An 18634-nucleotide genomic window follows, 5' to 3' on the forward strand; every position below is an offset into this window, starting at 1 on the left:
GGGCCGCCCGCCGGGCTACGGCCCCGGGTGGCCGCGTCGTCCAACCGCCCACCCCCTAACCACCCCGCACTGAGGGGGGGCCCCCCCCGGGCGGGTCCGGGCGGGGGTGGGCCCCCTCACACGCGACGCTCCCGGTCAGGCCTCGAAGACCTCGGCCACGAGCTGGGCCTGCTCCGCCTGGTGCCGCTTCGCCGAACCGACGGCCGGCGACGAGGAGTGCGGGCGGGAGATACGGCGCAGCCGCTCACCGTGCGGCAGGGCCGCGCCGACCGCGAGGTCCAGGTGGTCGATCAGGTTGAGCGCGATGAACGGCCAGGCACCCTGGTTCGCCGGCTCCTCCTGGGCCCACAGGTACTTCTCGGCGTTCGGGTACTTCGCGATCTCGGCCTGGATCTCGTCACCCGGCAGCGGGTACAGCCGCTCGACCCGGATGATCGCCGTGTCGTCGGCCCCACGCTTGGCGCGCTCCGCCTCCAGGTCGTAGTAGACCTTGCCGGAGCACAGGACGATCTTGCGGACCGCGCCCGGCTCCACCGTCGTGTCACCGATGACGGGACGGAAACCGCCCGAGGTGAACTCCTCCGTCTTCGAGGACGCCGCCTTCAGACGCAGCATCGACTTCGGAGTGAAGACGACCAGCGGCTTGTGGTGCGGGTTGTGCACCTGCCACCGCAGGAGGTGGAAGTAGTTCGACGGGAGGGTCGGCATCGCGACCGTCATGTTGCCCTGCCCGCACAGCTGCAAAAAGCGCTCGATCCGCGCCGAGGAGTGGTCCGGGCCCTGACCCTCGTAGCCGTGCGGCAGCAGCAGCGTGACGCCGGAGGTCTGGCCCCACTTCTGCTCGGCCGCGGTGATGTACTCGTCGATGATGGTCTGCGCGCCGTTGATGAAGTCACCGAACTGCGCCTCCCACATGACCAGCGCCTCGGGGCGGGCCAGCGAGTAGCCGTACTCGAAGCCCATCGCCGCGTACTCGCTCAGCAGCGAGTCGTAGACGTTGAACCGGGCCTGCTCGTCCGAGAGGTACTGCAACGGGGTGTAGTCCTCGCCGGTCTCCCGGTCCACCAGCACCGCGTGGCGCTGGCCGAAGGTGCCGCGCCGCGAGTCCTGGCCGGCCAGCCGCACCGGGGTGCCCTCCATCAGCAGGGAGCCGATGGCGAGGGTCTCGCCGGTGCCCCAGTCGATGGTGCCCTCCTCGATCTGGGCCGCGCGCCGCTGGAGCTGCGGGAGCAGCCTCGGGTGCACGGTGACCCGGTCGGGGATGTTGACCTGGGACTCGGCGATCCGCTTCACGACCTCCTGGGAGATCGCCGTCTCCACGGACACCGGGAACTCGGCCTGCGGCGGCGAGACCTCGGGGTCGCCCGGCTGCGTCGTCGCCTCCCGGACCTCGGTGAAGACCTTCTCCAACTGCCCCTGGAAGTCCTGGAGCGCCTGCTCGGCCTCCTCCAGCGTGATGTCGCCCCGGCCGATCAGCGACTCGGTGTACAGCTTGCGCACCGAACGCTTCTTGTCGATCAGGTCGTACATCAGCGGCTGCGTGAAGCCCGGGTTGTCGGACTCGTTGTGGCCGCGGCGGCGGTAGCAGATGAGGTCGATCACGACGTCCTTGTTGAACGCCTGACGGAACTCGAAGGCCAGCCGCGCCACCCGGACGACGGCCTCGGGGTCGTCACCGTTGACGTGGAAGATCGGGGCCTCGATCATCCGGGCCACGTCGGTCGCGTACATCGAGGAACGCGCCGACTCCGGGGGAGCGGTGAAGCCCACCTGATTGTTGATCACGACGTGCACGGTGCCGCCGGTGCGGTAGCCGCGCAGCTGCGACATGTTGAGCGTCTCGGCGACGACGCCCTGGCCCGCGAAGGCCGCGTCCCCGTGCAGCGCCACCGGCAGGACGGTGAAGTCCGTGCCGCCCTTGTTGATGATGTCCTGCTTGGCGCGCGAGATGCCCTCGATGACCGGGTCGACCGTCTCCAGGTGGGAGGGGTTGGCGGCCAGCGAGACCTTGATCTGCTCGCCGTCCAGGCCCGTGAAGGTGCCCTCGGCGCCCAGGTGGTACTTGACGTCGCCGGAGCCGTGCATCGACTTCGGGTCGAGGTTGCCCTCGAACTCGCGGAAGATCTGCGCGTACGACTTGCCGACGATGTTGGCCAGCACGTTGAGACGGCCGCGGTGGGCCATCCCGATGACGACCTCGTCCAGGCGGGCCTCGGCGGCCGAGTCCAGCACCGCGTCCAGCAGCGGGATGACGGACTCGCCGCCCTCCAGCGAGAAGCGCTTCTGGCCCACGTACTTGGTCTGCAGGAAGGTCTCGAACGCCTCGGCGGCGTTGAGCCGGCGCAGGATGCGCAGCTGCTCCTCGCGCTCCGGCTTCGCGGTGGTGACCCCGCGCTCGACCCGGTCCTGGATCCAGTTGCGCTGCTTCGGGTCCTGGATGTGCATGAACTCGATGCCGATGGTGCGGCAGTACGAGTCGCGCAGGACGCCCAGCACGTCGCGCAGCTTCATCATCGACTTGCCGGCGAAACCACCGACCGCGAAGTCACGCTCCAGGTCCCACAGGGTGAGGCCGTGCTCGGTGATGTCGAGGTCGGGGTGCTTGCGCTGGTGGTACTCCAGCGGGTCCGTGTCGGCCATGACGTGGCCGCGCACCCGGTAGGAGTGGATCAGCTCGAAGACCCGGGCGGCCTTCGTGACGTCGTCGTCGTGCGAGGCGTCGATGTCCTTGTTCCAGCGGATCGGCTCGTAGGGGATCCGCAGGGCCTTGAAGACCTCGTCGTAGAACTCGTTCTCGCCCAGCAGCAGGTTGGCGACGATGCGCAGGAACTCGCCGGAGGCGGCGCCCTGGATGACCCGGTGGTCGTAGGTCGAGGTGAGCGTCATCACCTTCGAGATACCCAGCCGGTTCAGGGTGTCCTGGGAGGTGCCCTGGTACTCGGCCGGGTACTCCATCGCGCCGACGCCCATGATCACCGACTGGCCGGGCATCAGCCGCGGCACGGAGTGGACGGTGCCGATGCCGCCGGGGTTGGTGAGCGAGACGGTGACGCCGGAGAAGTCGTCCATCGTCAGCTTGTTGTCCCGGGCGCGACGGACGATGTCCTCGTACGCCTGCCAGAACTCGAAGAAGTTGAGCGTCTCGGCCTTCTTGATGGCCGCGACCACGAGCTGACGGTCGCCGTTCGGCTTGACCAGATCGATCGCGAGACCGAGGTTCACGTGCTCCGGCTTGACCAGGGTCGGCTTGCCGTCCTTCGTCGTGAACGAGTTGTTCATCGACGGCATGGCCTTGATCGCCTGCACCATCGCGTAGCCGATGAGGTGCGTGAAGGAGATCTTCCCGCCCCGGGCCCGCTTGAGGTGGTTGTTGATGACGATGCGGTTGTCGAACAGCAGCTTCACCGGGACGGCGCGCACCGAGGTGGCCGTCGGCAGCTCCAGCGAGGCGCCCATGTTCTTCGCGACGGCGGCCGAGGGGCCACGCAGCGTGACGAACTCGGGGCCCGCGGGGGCCTCCGTGGCGGGAGCCGAGGGCTGCGGCTGGGCCGGAGTCGGCTTCTTCGCGGCCGGCTTGGGCTGCGCCGGGGCGGGAGCCTGAGCGGCCGGCTTCGCGGCCGGGGCGGCGGGCGCCTGCTGGGCGCGGGCCGGAGCGGGCTTCTGCTGCGCCGGGGCGGCGGGCGTCGCGGGGGCGGCAGGAGCGGCGGCCTGAGCGGCGGGGGCGGCGGCAGCGCCGTCCGTGCCGGTCTTGGCCGCGGCACTGCCCGGCTTGTAGTCGGCGAAGAAGTCCCACCAGGCACGATCGACCGAATTCGGGTCCTGGAGGTACTGCTGGTAGATCTCATCGACCAGCCACTCGTTCGCGCCGAAGGCGGCAGCAGGGTTCTTGCCCTGCCCGTCTTGGCCGACGGGGTCGGTCGAGATGCTCGTCGAGTTACTGGGGGACTGTGGCGACACGGCGGTAACCGCCCTCTTCCGCTTCTCACAAGGTGATGGACAGCGGGAATAAAGGCTACGCCTCCGACAACCACAGGTGCAGGCCGGGCCGGGCATCCGTCGCGTAAGTCACACCGGACGTCGTGTTTCGACGCATGGATTGGCGGGAAACAACCGTGGTTTTGCTCTGCGCGAGATGTCCTCCGACCGCGACCGTGACCTGATGGTCGGCGTTCCCGGCTGGTGACAATCTGTTCGGTCTTGGATCTTGTCGTGCTGCTGTGAAGCCTACGTCAAGTCGACCTGCGGAGCTCGCCCCGGAAGAGTGATGTGAATACGGCAACCACGTGCGGATTCGGCCACCCGGATACGTCCGCCGTGCAGATCCACCGCCCAGCGGGCGATCGCGAGGCCCAGACCGGTCCCGCCGTCACTGCCCGGACCGTGCGCCTTCGGCGAGGCACCCCGGTTGAAACGCTCGAACACCCGGTGCCACTCGGAGCGCGGGATGCCCGGACCCTCGTCCTGCACCTCGATCTCCAGCGACTCCGGCTGGGTACCCGCCCGTGCGCGCACGGTCACCCTTCCGTGGGGTGGGCTGTGCTTGACGGCGTTGTCGATGAGATTCGCCACTACCTGATGCAGCCGCTCCGCGTCCGCGTACCCGGCCAGCTCCGGCGGCGACACGTCCAGGTGCAGATGGACATCGGTACGGCTGTGACTGCCCGAGTTCGACACGAGGTTGCGCCGCGCGACCGCCGCGCCCGTGAGCTGTGCCTCCTTCAGCACCCCCGACAGGTACGGCCACACCTCGAAGCGGCGCGCCCTCAGCGGGACCACGCCGTGGTCGAGACGCGACAGGTCCAGCAGCGTCTCCACGAGCCGGCCCAGCCGCTCCGTCTGCTTGAGCGCCGTCCGCATCGTCTCCGGATCGGCCTCGGACACCCCGTCGACCACGTTCTCCAGCACCGCGCGCAGCGCCGCGATCGGCGTGCGCAGCTCGTGCGAGACGTTCGCGACCAGCTCCTTGCGATGGTGGTCCTGTGCCTCCAGGTCGTCCGCCATGCGATTGATCATCTCGGCGAGCGAACCGAGTTCGTCGCCCCGGTCGCTGCCCGAGACCCGCCGCGTGTAGTCGCCGTGCGAGATCGCCCGCGCCACCGTCGTCATCTCGGCGAGCGGGGAGGCGAGCCCGTGCGCCACGAACTGCGTGATCAGCAGCGTCGCGATGACCGAGAAGACCGTGATGAAACGCAGCTCGGTGTCCGTGCGCAGCGCCACGATGAGCAGCCCGGTCGTGATGAAGACCGACACGACGACCAGCGTGCCGAGCTTCGCCTTGATCGGGAACGGGCGGAGCCTGACCTGCGACCTGTTCACCTTGGGTCCCCCCGGGGTCTGCGCGCGGGCCGCTGGCCCGGTCACGGCGTGGGTGTCTCCAGCGCGTACCCGACTCCGTGCACGGTACGGATGCGTTCGGCGCCGATCTTGCGGCGCAGCGCCTTGATGTGACTGTCGACGGTACGGGTGCCGGAGGCGTCTGCCCAGTCCCAGACCTCCGCGAGCAGTTGCTCGCGGGAGAGCACCGCGCGCGGGGTGCTCGCGAGACACACCAGCAGGTCGAACTCGGTCGGCGTCAGGTGCACGTCCTCGCCGCGCACCCGCACCCGGCGCTGGGCGTGGTCGATCTCCAGTTCGCCCAGCCGCAGGATGCCGGTGCGCGGGGTCGAGGCGGCCAGCGCCGCCCGCTCCATGCGGCGCAGCAGGACGTGCACGCGTGCGGCCAGCTCCCGCATCGAGAAGGGCTTGGTCATGTAGTCGTCGGCGCCCACACCGAGGCCCACGAGCATGTCGGTCTCGTCGTCGCGCGCCGTCAGCATGAGCACCGGCACCGGACGACGGGCCTGCACCCGGCGGCACACCTCCAGCCCGTCGAAGCCCGGCAGCATGACGTCGAGGACCAGCAGGTCCGGCTGCCAGGCCTCGGCCGTGTCGACGGCCGAGGGCCCGTCGAGCGCCGTCTGCACGAGGAAGCCCTCCGCCCGCAGCCGGGCACAGACGGCGTCGACGATCGTCGGATCGTCCTCCACCACCAGCACCCGCCGCTGGGCCCCGGCCGCCGGCGTGCCGCCGCTGTGGGAGGTCTGTGTCTGCTCCATCGCCCCGCCCTGAAGGTACGTGTGTCGTCAACGGCCGCGGCTGCCTCGGAGCCCGTACGCCCGGTGTGCTCGGCCATGAGGGCGCGTGCCGCACAGCGCGCGCCGCCTCGGGACGGGGACGTCCGTGAAAGATCCGCGGTCCGTCAGAGGGTACGGCCAGCGGGCGCGGATCGGCTACGCAGCCCGTACGCCGATGTGCACGACGTCGGGGACACCGCGGACAACGGGGACCTCTTCCGTACGGACCTGCTGGAATCCGGAATTCCGTAGTGCGTCCTCAAATGCCGCGGAGGGCCGCGCCGACCACACCGCGAGCACCCCGCCGGGCCGCAGCCGCTCCCGGCAGGAGTCCAGTCCGGCCGGTGAGTAGAGCCCGTCGTTGGCGGTGTCCACCGTCCAGTCCGGCCCGTTGTCGATGTCGAGGCACAACGCGTCGTACGTGTCCCGCGACTCCCGCAGGTACGCGAGCAGATCGGTGTGCAGCAGTTCGGTCCGCGGGTCGGCGAGGGCCTCGGCGGACAGTGCGGACAGCGGCCCGGCGCGGTGCCAGTCGATGATCGCGGCCTCACGCTCGACGACCGCGATCCGTCCCCAACGCGGCTCGCCCGCCGCGTGTACGAGGGAGAACCCGACCCCGAGACCGCCGATCAGCACGGAGGGGGCCGGCCGCTTCCCGAGCGCCTCCAGGGCTCTGTCGACCAGGAGCCGCTCCGAGCGGCCGTCGGAGGTGTCCATGAGGAAGGTGCCGTTGGCGATGATCTGGAGCAGCGCCCCGTGCCGGCGCAGCACGACCTCGCCGTAGGGGCCTTCGCGCCGGTCGAGTACGAGCGGGGCCTCGTCGTCGTACGGCCTGAGCATGTGGGCGGACCTTCCTGCGCGGTAGGGCGGTGGCCCGTCCATTTTCCCGGGACGGGCGGGGCCGGGACAAACGGGTTCCGCGCGCCCCACCCCATCGGCGCCGGGGCCTCGCGGGTCAGCCGGGATCGGGGCGGGCCCCGCGCAGGGCGTGGAGTGCGGTGCCGCCGAGGAGGAGGACGAGGGCCGCCACCCAGGGCAGGAGCTGGTCCCCGGGACAGGTGGGCCAGGCCCACACCTGTGCCGCCCGCCCGCCCGGGACGCCGGGGTGGCCGAGGTGGACGGCCGAGAGGTAGACCGCGGCGGGCAGCCAGCCGGCCCGCGCCCCGAGCAGCGTCGCGGTGCCGGCCATGAGCCCGGCGGCGCCCACCGTGTTGCGGATCGAAGCGGCGAGGTCGCGCCCCTCGCCCGGCCCCGCCAGAGCGGCGAGCACCAGCAGGGCGGTGCCCACCGCGAGCAGCCCGAGGAGCGGGGTGAGCCGCAGCAGCAGCGGGGAGCGGACCGCCGTCCCGTCCAGCTCCGGCGCGTGCCGGTACTGACTCACGGCCGTGACGACGGCTACGAGCAGCGGACCCAGCGCCAGGAAGGGCGCCGTGGCGAACGCGTCACCGAACGTGCCGGGGCCCGGCCGCAGCGCGTGGGCGGACCACAGGGAGAGCAGTGCGACGGCGCAGAGCGCGAGGAGGGCGGGGGCGGTGGCGTGGACCCGGGCGTGGAGCCGGGGCCCGGGGAGGAACGAGGCGGAAGGGGCGACGGCGGTTCTGAGCGCCGGGACGGGGGTGTTCACAGGTCCGGGACCTCCTTCGGGTCACAGCGGTCACGGGTGGCGAAGTACCGGGTGAGCCAGGCGCGGCGCTCCTCGGTACCCATGGAGCGCAGACGCTCCCGGGCCGCACGGTCGGCGGCGTAGGAGGCGAGCTCCTTCTCGTTGCCTTCCGCCCGTGCCTGCTCCTCGAACTGCTCGCGGGCGGAGTCGCGTTGGGGGGCGAGCCAGTCGAGCACGGTTTCGCTGACCCGCGCGGCCCGTACGTCCTCGACGCGCGCGTCGCACGGGTCGGACCCGATGAGGGAGTAGGCGGCGTCGTGGCGCCAGCGCCCGGGGTCGACCAGCTTGTTGCGGACGATCTCCTGCCCGTACATGAGCTGCGGGAGGCTGACCGTTTCCCCGCCCCGGCGCCCGCCCCTCTCCGACCAGCGCGCGGGCAGATTGCCGACCCCCTCCAGTTTCCCGGCCAGCGGGCGCAGGGCCGCGGTTACTTCGGGGAGCAGGCCGGGGTGGCTCGCCTCGACGCAGACCGCGGGACGGATGCGCGTGTCGCACACGACGCGGGTCGTGAGCGGATCGGTACGCGTCGGGGAGCCCGTCCCCAGCAGGGACGCCGCGGCGGCCAGCGCGAGGGCGGCCGACGTGAGGAGGCACAGGAACCGGCGCCGTGCGGTGTGCGCGAGGACGGTCGTCGCGGCCAGGGCGAGCAGCCAGAGCGCCATGACGAAGGTCTGCCACGGGGCCCGGTCGCCCTCGCCCCAGAGCCCCCAGGACGGCAGGAGCGGGGACTCCCACGGGGAGAGACCGAGCAGGGCGTAGAGCAGGACGCCGAGCACCGGGGCGGCGAGCCGCCAGGGGATCAGCCGCCCCGCGACCTGTCCGAGCACGGCGGCCGCCACGAGGTACGCCGCGTCGCCGAGCAGTACGGAGACGTCTGGGTGGCCTGCGGAGGTGTACGGCCAGGAGGCGAGCAGGACGGCGGTCGTGGCCACCGCGTAGCCGGCGACCGTCCAGGCCGCGAGGGGCAGTGTGGTCATCAGGAAGCGCCGCAGCGCGGAACGGGCCGCGCTGCTGAGCAGTTCGCCGGTCCCGCGACGCCGGTCGAACCCGCCGGACCAGCAACCCGCGCCGAGCGCCACCGGTCCCGCGAGAAGGACGGTCGCGCCGTGCAGCTTGAACTGCGTCTCGCTCCACAGCCCTTGCCAGGCCCCGGCGTCGGAGGCCAGGAAGACCAGCAGGGTCGCGGCGAGGAGCGCCCCGGCCCAGCGTCCGAGTCCGTGGCGCATCTGCGCGCGCAGCGCGCCGGTCCGAGGGGCGGGCGGGGCCGCGACGGGCTCCGGCCGGGCCGGGCTGAGCGTGCTCATCGGACGGCCCCGGCCCACGTGCCCGAGCGGTGGGCCGCGAGAGCCGCCGTGTAGCCGCGCTCCAGGGGACTGGCGTCCTGGTCGGCCGCCACGCTCTCCCCCAGACGCACGAGGTCCTGCGGGGTGCCCCGGTAGGCGAGCCGGCCCTCCTCCAGCAAGGTCACCTCCGTACAGGCACCCGCCACGTCCTCCACGAGATGCGTGGAGACGACGATCGTCGCGGTGGCTCCCAGCTCGCGCAGCAGGGCCCGGAACTCGACCCGCTGTTCCGGGTCGAGGCCCGCCGTGGGCTCGTCCAGCAGGAGCAGCTCGGGTTCGTTGACGAGGGCCTGCGCGATGCCCGCCCGGCGCAGCATGCCGCCGGACAGGTGCCGGAGCTTGTCGTCGGCGCGGGCACCGAGCCCGACCCGGGACAGCGCCCGCTCGACCGCTTCGGGGACACCGGCGCCGGGCACTTCCTTGAGCCAGGCCATGTAGGCGACGAACTCCCGGACCGTGAAGCCCGGGTAGTGGCCGAAGTCCTGCGGCAGATAGCCCAGGCGGCGCCTCACCTCGACCCGCCCGTGCCGGTCGGCGAGGTCGTGGCCGAGGAGCTCCACGGTCCCGGCCGCCGGCTCGGAGACGGTGGCGAGGACTCTGATCAAGGAGGTCTTGCCGGCGCCGTTCGGCCCGAGCAGCCCGTGCACACCGGGGCCCAGCTCCAGGTCGAGGGCGTCCAGCGCGGTGCGCCCGCGGTGCCGGACGGTCAGTCCGGACAGGGACAGAGTGCTCACGCGTACTCCCGTACGTCAGTCGGTAGGTGCTGGTCGGTAGTAGGTAGTCGGTAGTCGTCGGTGGAAATGCCGTCAGCGGACGCGCCGTCAGGCGGGGCGGTCTTGCGGCCACGTCGGACGGGTACGTCTGTTGGGCACGTCGGCCGGAGGGGGCTGCCCAGGTGTACGGATGCGGTCGGTGTTCAGATGTGGTCGTAGGCGGTGCGGCGCAGTGCGAGGAGGGCGGCGCACAGCACGGCCCCCAGGGCCCAGCCCGTCTGCGCCGCCGGCCCGTCCAGCAGCAGGGAGAGCCGTTCTGCCAGCTGTATGGCGGTGGAGGGGCCCGGCCTCCCTGTCGGCAGGGCGACCGCGACCGCCCAGCCCGCCGCGCACCCGGCGGCGGCCGCCCGGCAGCCCACGTAGGAGCCGGCCGCGAGCGTCGTCAGCGTCAGCGCGAGCGAGGGCAGCAGCCAGGCCGCCGGTCCGGGCGCCCCGGGCACACCCGGGAGGAAGGCGCCTACCGCGGTCAGCAGCGGGAGGCACACCGCGCTCAGCGCCGTGGTGCGCAGCAACAGGAGTTTGAGGCCCCCGCGCGGGGTGGCCAGGGCCAGTTCGTACAGCGGGTCGGCGTACGGACCGTAGGCGAGGGCCACGCCCGCGAGCGGCAGAACCGGGGCCACCGCCAGGAGCAAGGGCCGGGCCCCGCCGGAATCGGCGCCCAGGCCCAGGACCACCGTCCCCGCCACCACGAGGAGCACGGCCGCCCACCAGCCGGGGCTCAGCGCCGTACGCAGGGCCCGCAGCGTGTCCGGCCACCGCGCCGGGCCGCCGGCCGGGGGGCGGAGGATGTCCGCCCACCCGCCGCGGGCTGACGCCCCGAACCGCCCCCCGGCGGTCCGGGGACGAGGAAGGGAGGCGCCTGGCCCGGGGCTCCGCACCCCGGCGGCAGGGGCCTCGCTGGTGGCCTCGGCGCCCCTGACGGAGAGCAGCACGCTCTCCCGCAGGGAGTCGAGAACCGGTCCGGCCGCCGTGTCGCGCACCGCGCGGGAGACGGCGGCGGCGCAGCGCCCGCAGGATTCGACGTGGTCCTCCAGGAGGACGCACTGCGCCTCGGGAAGCGTGCCCCGCGCGTAGTGGGCGGCGGTCTGTGGGTCCGTGTGCCGGGAGAAGTTCATGCCCTGCCTCCTGTGGGGCCCTGACGCGTGGACGGTTCGAGGGCCGCGCGCAGCTCGCGGCGGGCCCGCGCGGCGCGGGTCTTGACGGTGCCTTCGGGGATACCGAGCAGTCGCGCGGCCTCCCGCGTGGTCAGACCGTCGACGACGGTCGCCCGCAGGACGGCGGCGAGTTCGGGTGAGAGCCGCCGCAGGGCGCCGCCCACGTCCCCGTACTCCAGGCCGGCCAGGACGTGTTGTTCGGCCGAGGGGACGTCGGGGACGGGCAGGTCGAGCGGGCGCTCCGCCCGCTCCTGGGCGCGCAGCGCGTCCACGAGGCGGCGCGCGGCGATCGTCCACAGCCAGCCGCCGGCCTCGGTACCGCGGAAACCTCCAGCGGAACGCCACACCGTCACAAAGGTGTCCTGCACGACCTCGCGGACCAGTTCCGGGTCCCCGCAGCGCCGGTTCAGCCGGGCGTGCAGCCACCCGGAGTGGCGGTCGTAGAACGTGCCCAGGGCCTCGTGCTGCCCCGCGCGGACGGCCCGTAGCAGGGCGCCGTCGTCACGTTCGCCCCTCAGGGGCCGGAAAAGTCTCACGTACTCCTTATCGCTCGCGGCACCTCGTCCGGTTCACGCCCTCGGCCGGAAACCGGCGCGGATCGGCTGGGAGGACGTCCAGGAGCCGGGAGGCCGGTCGGAAGCCGTGCGGCAGGCGGCGACCAGGACGCGGGCGGGCGCGGGCACGGGCGCGGACACGGGCACGGGCGGAGTCGGGCCGGGAAGGGGCCGGGCGCGGACACGGGCACGGGCGGAGTCGGGCCGGGAAGGGGCCGGGAGCGGCGGCCCCGCGAACCACCGGATCTCGCGCGCGGACGGGCGTGCGCCCTTGTCGCCGGGCGTCCGTAGCCTCCAGCCTGGAGGGGTGAACCCCCGCCCTCCGCACCGAGGAGTACGCCCGTGACCTCCGCCCCCACGCTGCCCCCCGCCCCCGTCCCCGCCCCCGTCCCCGCGCCCGCCTCGCCCCCCGAGACCGACGAGCAGGCGCTGCGCCGCGAACTGGCCGCCGTCTACCGGCTCGTCGCGCACTTCCGGATGACCGACCTCATCTACACGCACATCTCGCTGCGCCTTCCCGGGCCCGATCACCACTTCCTCATCAACCCGTACGGGCTGATGTTCGAGGAGATCACCGCCTCCAGCCTCGTCAAGATCGACCTGGACGGCAACGCGGTCGAGCCGAGCCCGTACCCGGTCAACCCCGCCGGATTCGTCATTCACAGCGCCATCCACCGGGCGCGTGAGGACGCGCGATGCGTGCTGCACACCCACACCAAGGCGGGCTGCGCCGTCGCCGCGCAGGAGGGGGGACTGCTTCCGCTCAACCAGATGTCCATGGAGTTCTACGGCCGCCTCGCCTACCACGACTACGAGGGTCAGGCCCTCAACCTCGCCGAGCAGCAGCGGCTCGTCACCGACCTCGGCGAGCACCACGCGCTCGTGCTGCGCAACCACGGCTTGCTGACCATCGGTGAGACGGCCGCGCGTGCCTTCCTCCGCATGTACTACCTCGACAAGGCCTGCGAGATCCAGGTGACCGCCCAGGCCGGGGGCGCCGCGCTCGTCCTGCCGCCCGAGGAGGTCTGCGCGTACACCTCTCGCCAGATGAACGGCGAGGCCGACTCCGACCTCGCCGACGACCAGGCCAACGACCTGGCCTGGGCCGCGCTGCTGCGGCTCCTCGACCGCGTCGCACCGGGTTACCAGGACTGATCCCGCCGCGGCGGGCGGACCGCCCGACGGGCGGGCGCCCGTCGTACCGCGCCGCTGTGGCAGCGGACCGCGCGAGGGCCCGGACCGCGCGGAAGCACCGCCCGGGAAGACATGGAAGACAAGGAGGACCCGGAAAGACAAGGAGGACCCGGGAAGACAAGGAAGACAGGGGGAACGACCGCGCGGGACGCCCGAGTGGAATCAGCGCGAGGGCTGAGCGAGAGTCACCGCGAGGGCTGGGCGAGACCCACCGCGAGGGCCGAGAGAGACCCCGCGAGGGCCGGGGCGCCGTGCGCCGCCCCGTACGTACCCGCGTCCGGGCGGCCGGGCACACCCGCGCGCCGCTGCCGTACCCGGCCCGCGCGGCCCCTGCCGTACCCGGCCCGCGCGCCGCTCAGCCCGGGTACGGCCGCGCCGCCTTCACCCCGTGGACCCGCGTGTACTCCGCGGCGAGCCAGGGCCCGAGGTCCCCGACGAGCAGCGGCAGCGTGTCGGGGTTGGGGCGCCGGGCGGAGCGGGAGGCGGCGCGCATCTGCCCGCCCCGCTCCGGGTAGTACGTCCCGAACACCTCCGCCATCTCCTGGAGGTCGCTCGTCCAGCCGCCCCACACCGGCATGACCAGCGTGAAACCGGTGCGCACGAGCTTGCGCCCGGCCACCCTGGCCAGGGCGCGCAGGTCCCGTGCGTCCCCGGCGGCGCGCGAGGCGGCCGCCCGCGCGCCCCAGCGGGCCAGGGCCGCGTCGAGGTCGCCGTTCAGCTCACGGGCCAGCAGCGTGTCCGGCCGGTAGGCGGGCAGCCGTCCGGCGAGGTCCTCGCCGAGCAGGGGGGTGCACAGGACGGCCACGAAGAAACCCATGTCCCAGCGCTCCAGATCGCTCAGCAGAGTGGCCTCGTCCCACAGCAGCGCGCCGACCCCGTCCACCTCGGGGAACTCCGCGTCGAGCCCGGACTCCAGCGCGCGGACCGCCGCGCGGTCCTCCTCGGTGGGCCGGGAACGCAGCGCGATCAGCAGGTCGAGGTCGGAGCGCCCCGGCCGCGCCGTGCCGCGCGGCACGCTCCCGTACAGGTAGGCGCTGTGCAGCCGGTCGCCGAAGGTCTCCGCGATCCGCTGCCGGGCCGCCGCCACCACCGCGGCGAACTCCGGACGTACGCGGTCCGGGGACCCCTCGCGCAGAAACGTGCCGTCAGGAGCGATGCCAGTGGGTTCCATGCGACAACTGTGAGGGATGCGCGGGGCCGCGCACGGGCCGCACCGGACGCCCTTCCCCATGATCGCTCAGAGCGAACACGCGTCCGGGAACATCCGGCACCCCCCAGGCATTGAGTCGATACAGCTCAACTTGAATGCCGAAGGGGAGATCATGGCTTTGACGTCCGCACCGCTCACCCTGCCCGTGCTGCCGCTGGATGACGAGGTCGTCCTGCCCGGCATGGTCGTGCCGCTCGACCTCTCGGACAGCGAGGTGCGCGCCGCGGTCGAGGCCGCGCAGGCCGCCGCGCGGTCCGGCGGGGCGGCGGGCAAGCCCGAGGTACTGCTCGTGCCGCGGGTCGACGGGAACTACGCGAGTACCGGTGTGCTCGGCACCGTCGAACAGGTCGGCCGGCTCGCCGACGGCGATCCCGGCGCGCTGATCAAGGGGCGCGGCCGGGTCCGCATCGGCGCCGGTACCACCGGGCCCGGCGCGGCCCTGTGGGTCGAGGGAACGAAGGTCGAGGAGTTCGTCCCCGAACCGCTGCCCGGCGCGGTGAGCGAACTCGTCACCGAGTACAAGGCGCTCGCCACCGAATGGCTCAAGAAGCGCGGCGCCTGGCAGGTCGTGGACCGCGTCCAGCAGATCGAGGGTGTCGGCGCGCTCGCCGACAACTCGGGGTACTCGCCCTTCCTCACGACCGCCCAGAAGATCGAGCTGCTGGAGACCGCCGACCCGGTGTCCCGGCTCAAGCTCGCCACCCTCCAGCTGCGCGAACACCTCGCCGAGCAGGACGTGGCGGAGGCCATCGCGAAGGACGTCCAGGAGGGCGTCGACAAGCAGCAGCGCGAGTTCCTGCTGCGCCGGCAGCTCGAAGCGGTCCGCAAGGAGCTGCGCGAGCTGAGCGGACAGGACGGCGAGGACGAGTCGGACGACTACCGGGCCCGTGTCGAGGCCGCCGACCTGCCCGGGAAGGTCCGCGAGGCGGCCCTCAAGGAGGTCGAGAAGCTGGAGCGCTCCAGCGATCAGAGCCCCGAGGGTTCCTGGATCAGGACCTGGCTCGACACCGTCCTCGGCATGCCGTGGAACGAACGCAGCGAGGACGCCTACGACATCGCGGGCGCCCGCGAGGTCCTGGACGCCGAGCACGCGGGCCTCGCCGACGTGAAGGACCGCATCACCGAGTACCTCGCGGTGCGCAAGCGCCGAGCCGACCGGGGCCTCGGCGTGGTCGGTGGCCGGCGCGGGGGAGCGGTGCTCGCGCTCGTCGGCCCGCCCGGGGTCGGCAAGACGAGCCTCGGCGAGTCCGTGGCGCACGCCATGGGCCGCGAGTTCGTCCGCGTCGCCCTCGGCGGAGTGCGGGACGAGGCCGAGATCCGGGGCCACCGCCGCACCTACGTCGGGGCCATGCCGGGCCGGATCGTGCGCGCCGTCAAGGAGGCCGGTTCGATGAACCCGGTCGTCCTGCTCGACGAGATCGACAAGGTCGGCTCGGACTTCCGGGGCGATCCGGCCGCCGCCCTGCTCGAAGTCCTCGACCCCGCGCAGAACCACACCTTCCGCGACCACTACCTGGAGGTGGAGCTCGACCTGAGCGATGTCGTCTTCCTGGCCACCGCCAACGTCCTCGAAGCGATCCCGGAGGCGTTGCTCGACCGGATGGAACTCGTGCGGCTCGACGGCTACACCGAGGACGAGAAGGTCGTCATCGCCCGCGACCACCTTCTCCCGCGTCAGCTGGAGCGCGCGGGCCTGGAGCCCGGCGAGCTGACGGTGGAGGAGTCGGCGCTGCGCAAGCTGGCCGGCGAGTACACCCGCGAGGCCGGGGTCCGCAATCTGGAGCGTTCGGTGGCCCGGCTGCTGCGCAAGGTGGCCGCCGAGCACGAGCTGGGGAAGCGGGACCTCCCGTTCACCGTCACCGACACCGAGCTGCGTGAGCTCATCGGGCGTCCGCACTTCGTCCCCGAGTCGGCGCAGGACCCGGCCGAGCGGCGCACCTCGGTTCCCGGGGTGGCGACCGGGCTGGCCGTCACGGGGGCCGGCGGCGACGTCCTGTTCGTCGAGGCGTCCCTCGCCGACGCGGAGACCGGCGGCTCCGGGCTGACCCTGACCGGACAGCTCGGGGACGTCATGAAGGAGTCCGCGCAGATCGCGCTCTCCTTCCTGCGTTCGCACGGCGCCGAACTGGAACTGCCGGTCGGCGACCTCAAGGACCGGGGCGTGCACATCCACTTCCCGGCCGGGGCGGTACCGAAGGACGGGCCGAGCGCGGGTATCACGATGACCACCGCGCTCGCCTCGCTGCTCAGCGGGCGGCTCGTGCGCACGGACGTCGCGATGACCGGGGAGGTCTCGCTCACCGGCCGGGTCCTGCCCATCGGCGGCCTCAAGCAGAAGCTGCTGGCCGCCCAGCGCGCCGGGATCACCACCGTCGTGATCCCCAAGCGCAACGAGCCCGATCTGGACGACGTGCCCGCCGAGGTCCTGGAGAAGCTGGAGGTCCACCCCGTCACGGACGTCCGCCAGGTCCTGGAGATCGCCCTCACCCCGGCCGGCACCACGGCACAGGTGCCGGTCCCGGCGGCGGCCTGAGAACGAAGGGGCCAAGGGCGCCGGGCGGGGCGCCAGGTCCGCGGTCCCAGGCCCCGGGGCCGCGGCCTTTGACTCCGGCCGGGGAGTGACGGCCCCGGCCGGAACGAACGGCCCGGCGTCCCGCTCGCTGCGGGGCGCCGGGCCGCCGGGCCGTGCGGGAGGCGGGGCGTGGTGGGACGTCAGCCGTTGGCGAGTGCCTTGACGCGGTCCAGGGCGCCGTTGAACTTGTTGTGGTCCCCCACGACCGGGCCGGTCGAGGTGTACTGCCAGATCGTGTAGAAGCCCCAGCCGGCCGGAAGCGCGCCGACCGAGGAGGCGTACCGGGCCACCCACAGCGGGTTGGTGGAGCCGAAGGCGGAGGAGTTGCCGGTGCAGGTCTGCCACCAGCTGGTCGCCGTGTAGATGACGGCGTCGCGGCCGGTCTTGGCCCGGTAGGTGTTCACGAAGTCGCGAATCCAGCTGACCATCGCGGAGGCGGACTTCCCGTAGCACTGGGCGCCGTACGGGTTCCACTCGATGTCCAGGACGCCCGGCAGGGTCTTGCCGTCCTTGGACCAGCCGCCTCCGTGGGCAACGAAGTAGTTGGCCTGTACGGCGCCGCTCGACGTGTCCGGGGTGGCGAAGTGGTACGCCCCCCGGATCATGCCGACGTTGTACGAACCGTTGTACTGCTGGGCGAAGGAGGGGTTGGTGTACGACGTTCCTTCGGTTGCTTTTGCGTACGCCCACTTGACGCCGCTGTTCCACAGCGAGGTCCAGTTGACGCTTCCCTGGTGGCCGGAGACGTCCACGCCCTCGGTCTGGGCGGCGCGGTTGTCGCGGGGCAGGGAGTCGACCCCGTCGTGGGAGGCCACCCCCATACCGAGGTAGGCGCTGCCACGTTCGGGCACGGAGCCCTCGTCGGCGGCCTGAGCGGCGACCGGCAGGGCGAGGAGAAGGGACAGGGCTGCGAGCAGGCTTCCGGCCGCTCTGAGTCGCGAGCGACGGGCCGATCCGGTTCTGTGCACGTGCATAGCGTGCCTCCGTGAGGTCCTGAGTGGGGGGAACCTGGCGACGCGACACGGCCGGGTCGGGCGCCGTGTTCATGTCAGCAGCGCACGCTACGCACGTAGATGCGCAGGTGGATAGGTCACCTTCCCGCCACCACTGGTCCAGTCCTGCGAAATACTGTCCAAGCTGCGGTTCCACCGAATGGGGAACGGCGTTTTTCAGCCTGCCCGGACCGGAAGGCCCTGATGAGCGATCTCGAATTCCTCTCGCTCGAACGCGAGCTGACCCTGTTTCTGCGGCGCGCGCGGGCCACGTCCGGGGAGATGGCCAGAGAGGTGCACCCGGATCTGGAACCGGCGGCCTACGGGCTGCTCGTGCGGCTCGACGAGTCGGGCCCCCAGCGGGCCACCGAACTCGCGGCCTACATCGGTGTGGGCAAGGCGACGATGAGCCGGCAGCTGCACGCGCTGGAGGTTCTGGGCCTGGTCACCCGCGAACCCGACCCCGCCGACGGCCGGGCCTGGCTCCTGCGCCTGACGGACGAGGGGCGGGGGCGTTTCCGGGCGGTGCGGGAGGCGCGACGGGCCCGCTACGTCCGCCGGCTCGCGGACTGGGACCGCGGGGAGGTCGCCGAGCTGGCCCGGCTCCTGCGGAGGCTCAACGCGGAGACCGGTTAGCCGGAGCGGGTCCGGCAGGGCCGACCGGACCGGGCGGGGTCGACCGGACCGGGCGGACCGGGCGGACCGACCGGACCGGGCGGACCGGGCGGGGTCCGGGTGGTCGGCCGGCGCCGCCCGGCCGGCGGGGTCCCGACGGGGGACCGGGTGACGGGCTGGACGCGTCCGGCCGGTGGTGGTGCGGAGGAGGCGGGGGGTGTGGCCGTCGCGACGGCTGACCGGCCTGGCGGGGAGCCGCCGCCCGCCCCACACCCACACGGCACACCAGCCCCATCCCGCGTCCCCGCACCCCGCGTGCCCCCGCGCGTGCCGCCGGGCACTTACCGTCCCCGCAGCCCCGCAGCCCCGCAGCCCCGCAGCCCCGCAGCCCCGCAGCCCCGCAGCCCCGCAGCCCCGCAGCCCCGCAGCCCCGCAGCCCCGCAGCCCCGCA

General features: G+C 72.7%; 14 protein-coding genes. 3 read left to right on the forward strand and 11 right to left on the reverse strand.

Annotation, left to right across the window (positions count from 1 at the left end; translation table 11 throughout):
* Positions 1–135 precede the first annotated feature (135 nt).
* The 9 genes from ACFYMP_RS04515 to ACFYMP_RS04555 all read right to left on the reverse strand — a co-directional run bounded on the left by ACFYMP_RS04515 (position 136) and on the right by ACFYMP_RS04555 (position 11582).
* Complete coding sequence (locus ACFYMP_RS04515; protein WP_388850360.1) at positions 136–3957, reverse strand: multifunctional oxoglutarate decarboxylase/oxoglutarate dehydrogenase thiamine pyrophosphate-binding subunit/dihydrolipoyllysine-residue succinyltransferase subunit; 3822 nt, start codon at positions 3955–3957, stop codon at positions 136–138.
* 267 nt (positions 3958–4224) lie between these two features.
* Positions 4225–5316 carry an ATP-binding protein gene (locus tag ACFYMP_RS04520; RefSeq protein WP_388850363.1) on the reverse strand — a complete coding sequence of 364 codons (1092 nt, stop codon included), beginning with the start codon at positions 5314–5316 and terminating at the stop codon, positions 4225–4227.
* Positions 5317–5357: 41 nt separating this feature from the next.
* Positions 5358–6095, reverse strand: coding sequence for a response regulator transcription factor (locus tag ACFYMP_RS04525; protein ID WP_388850366.1), 738 nt, complete (start codon positions 6093–6095; stop codon positions 5358–5360).
* A gap of 174 nt (positions 6096–6269) precedes the next feature.
* A complete protein-coding gene (locus tag ACFYMP_RS04530; RefSeq protein ID WP_388850369.1) occupies positions 6270–6953 on the reverse strand; it encodes a spermidine synthase in 684 nt (227 codons plus the stop codon).
* 115 nt (positions 6954–7068) lie between these two features.
* Complete coding sequence (locus ACFYMP_RS04535; protein WP_388850371.1) at positions 7069–7737, reverse strand: hypothetical protein; 669 nt, start codon at positions 7735–7737, stop codon at positions 7069–7071.
* Positions 7734–9080 (reverse strand): hypothetical protein, encoded by a 1347-nt coding sequence (locus ACFYMP_RS04540; protein ID WP_388850373.1) that lies wholly within the window; start codon positions 9078–9080, stop codon positions 7734–7736. Before ACFYMP_RS04540 ends, ACFYMP_RS04535 begins: the two co-directional genes overlap by 4 nt.
* Positions 9077–9853 (reverse strand): ABC transporter ATP-binding protein, encoded by a 777-nt coding sequence (locus ACFYMP_RS04545; RefSeq protein ID WP_388850375.1) that lies wholly within the window; start codon positions 9851–9853, stop codon positions 9077–9079. Before ACFYMP_RS04545 ends, ACFYMP_RS04540 begins: the two co-directional genes overlap by 4 nt.
* A 182-nt stretch (positions 9854–10035) precedes the next feature.
* Positions 10036–11007: a zf-HC2 domain-containing protein gene (locus tag ACFYMP_RS04550; RefSeq protein WP_388850378.1), complete on the reverse strand. Its 972-nt coding sequence runs from the start codon at positions 11005–11007 to the stop codon at positions 10036–10038.
* The gene (locus ACFYMP_RS04555) at positions 11004–11582 is read right to left on the reverse strand and encodes an RNA polymerase sigma factor (RefSeq protein WP_388850381.1); all 579 of its coding nucleotides are present in this window, start codon (positions 11580–11582) and stop codon (positions 11004–11006) included. Before ACFYMP_RS04555 ends, ACFYMP_RS04550 begins: the two co-directional genes overlap by 4 nt.
* Before the next feature lie 378 nt (positions 11583–11960).
* On the opposite strand from ACFYMP_RS04555, the gene ACFYMP_RS04560 reads away from it, so the two are divergent.
* Positions 11961–12755, forward strand: coding sequence for a class II aldolase/adducin family protein (locus ACFYMP_RS04560; RefSeq protein WP_388850998.1), 795 nt, complete (start codon positions 11961–11963; stop codon positions 12753–12755).
* 394 nt (positions 12756–13149) lie between these two features.
* Here ACFYMP_RS04560 and ACFYMP_RS04565 read toward each other — a convergent pair whose 3' ends face one another.
* Positions 13150–13965, reverse strand: coding sequence for a nucleotidyltransferase domain-containing protein (locus ACFYMP_RS04565; protein ID WP_388850384.1), 816 nt, complete (start codon positions 13963–13965; stop codon positions 13150–13152).
* A 151-nt stretch (positions 13966–14116) separates the two neighbouring features.
* Between ACFYMP_RS04565 and lon the strand changes: the two genes are divergently transcribed.
* Entirely contained in the window at positions 14117–16537 is a 2421-nt protein-coding gene (gene lon / locus ACFYMP_RS04570) for an endopeptidase La (protein ID WP_388850387.1), read from the forward strand.
* A 179-nt stretch (positions 16538–16716) separates the two neighbouring features.
* Here the strand turns inward: lon and ACFYMP_RS04575 are convergent, their stop codons facing one another.
* Positions 16717–17550, reverse strand: coding sequence for a lysozyme (locus ACFYMP_RS04575; protein ID WP_388850390.1), 834 nt, complete (start codon positions 17548–17550; stop codon positions 16717–16719).
* 222 nt (positions 17551–17772) lie between these two features.
* Here ACFYMP_RS04575 and ACFYMP_RS04580 point away from each other — a divergent pair, with 222 nt between their 5' ends.
* Positions 17773–18204 carry a MarR family winged helix-turn-helix transcriptional regulator gene (locus ACFYMP_RS04580; protein WP_388850393.1) on the forward strand — a complete coding sequence of 144 codons (432 nt, stop codon included), beginning with the start codon at positions 17773–17775 and terminating at the stop codon, positions 18202–18204.
* Positions 18205–18634 lie beyond the last annotated feature (430 nt).

This window comes from Streptomyces sp. NPDC007088 (assembly GCF_042869355.1).
GTDB lineage: Bacteria > Actinomycetota > Actinomycetes > Streptomycetales > Streptomycetaceae > Streptomyces.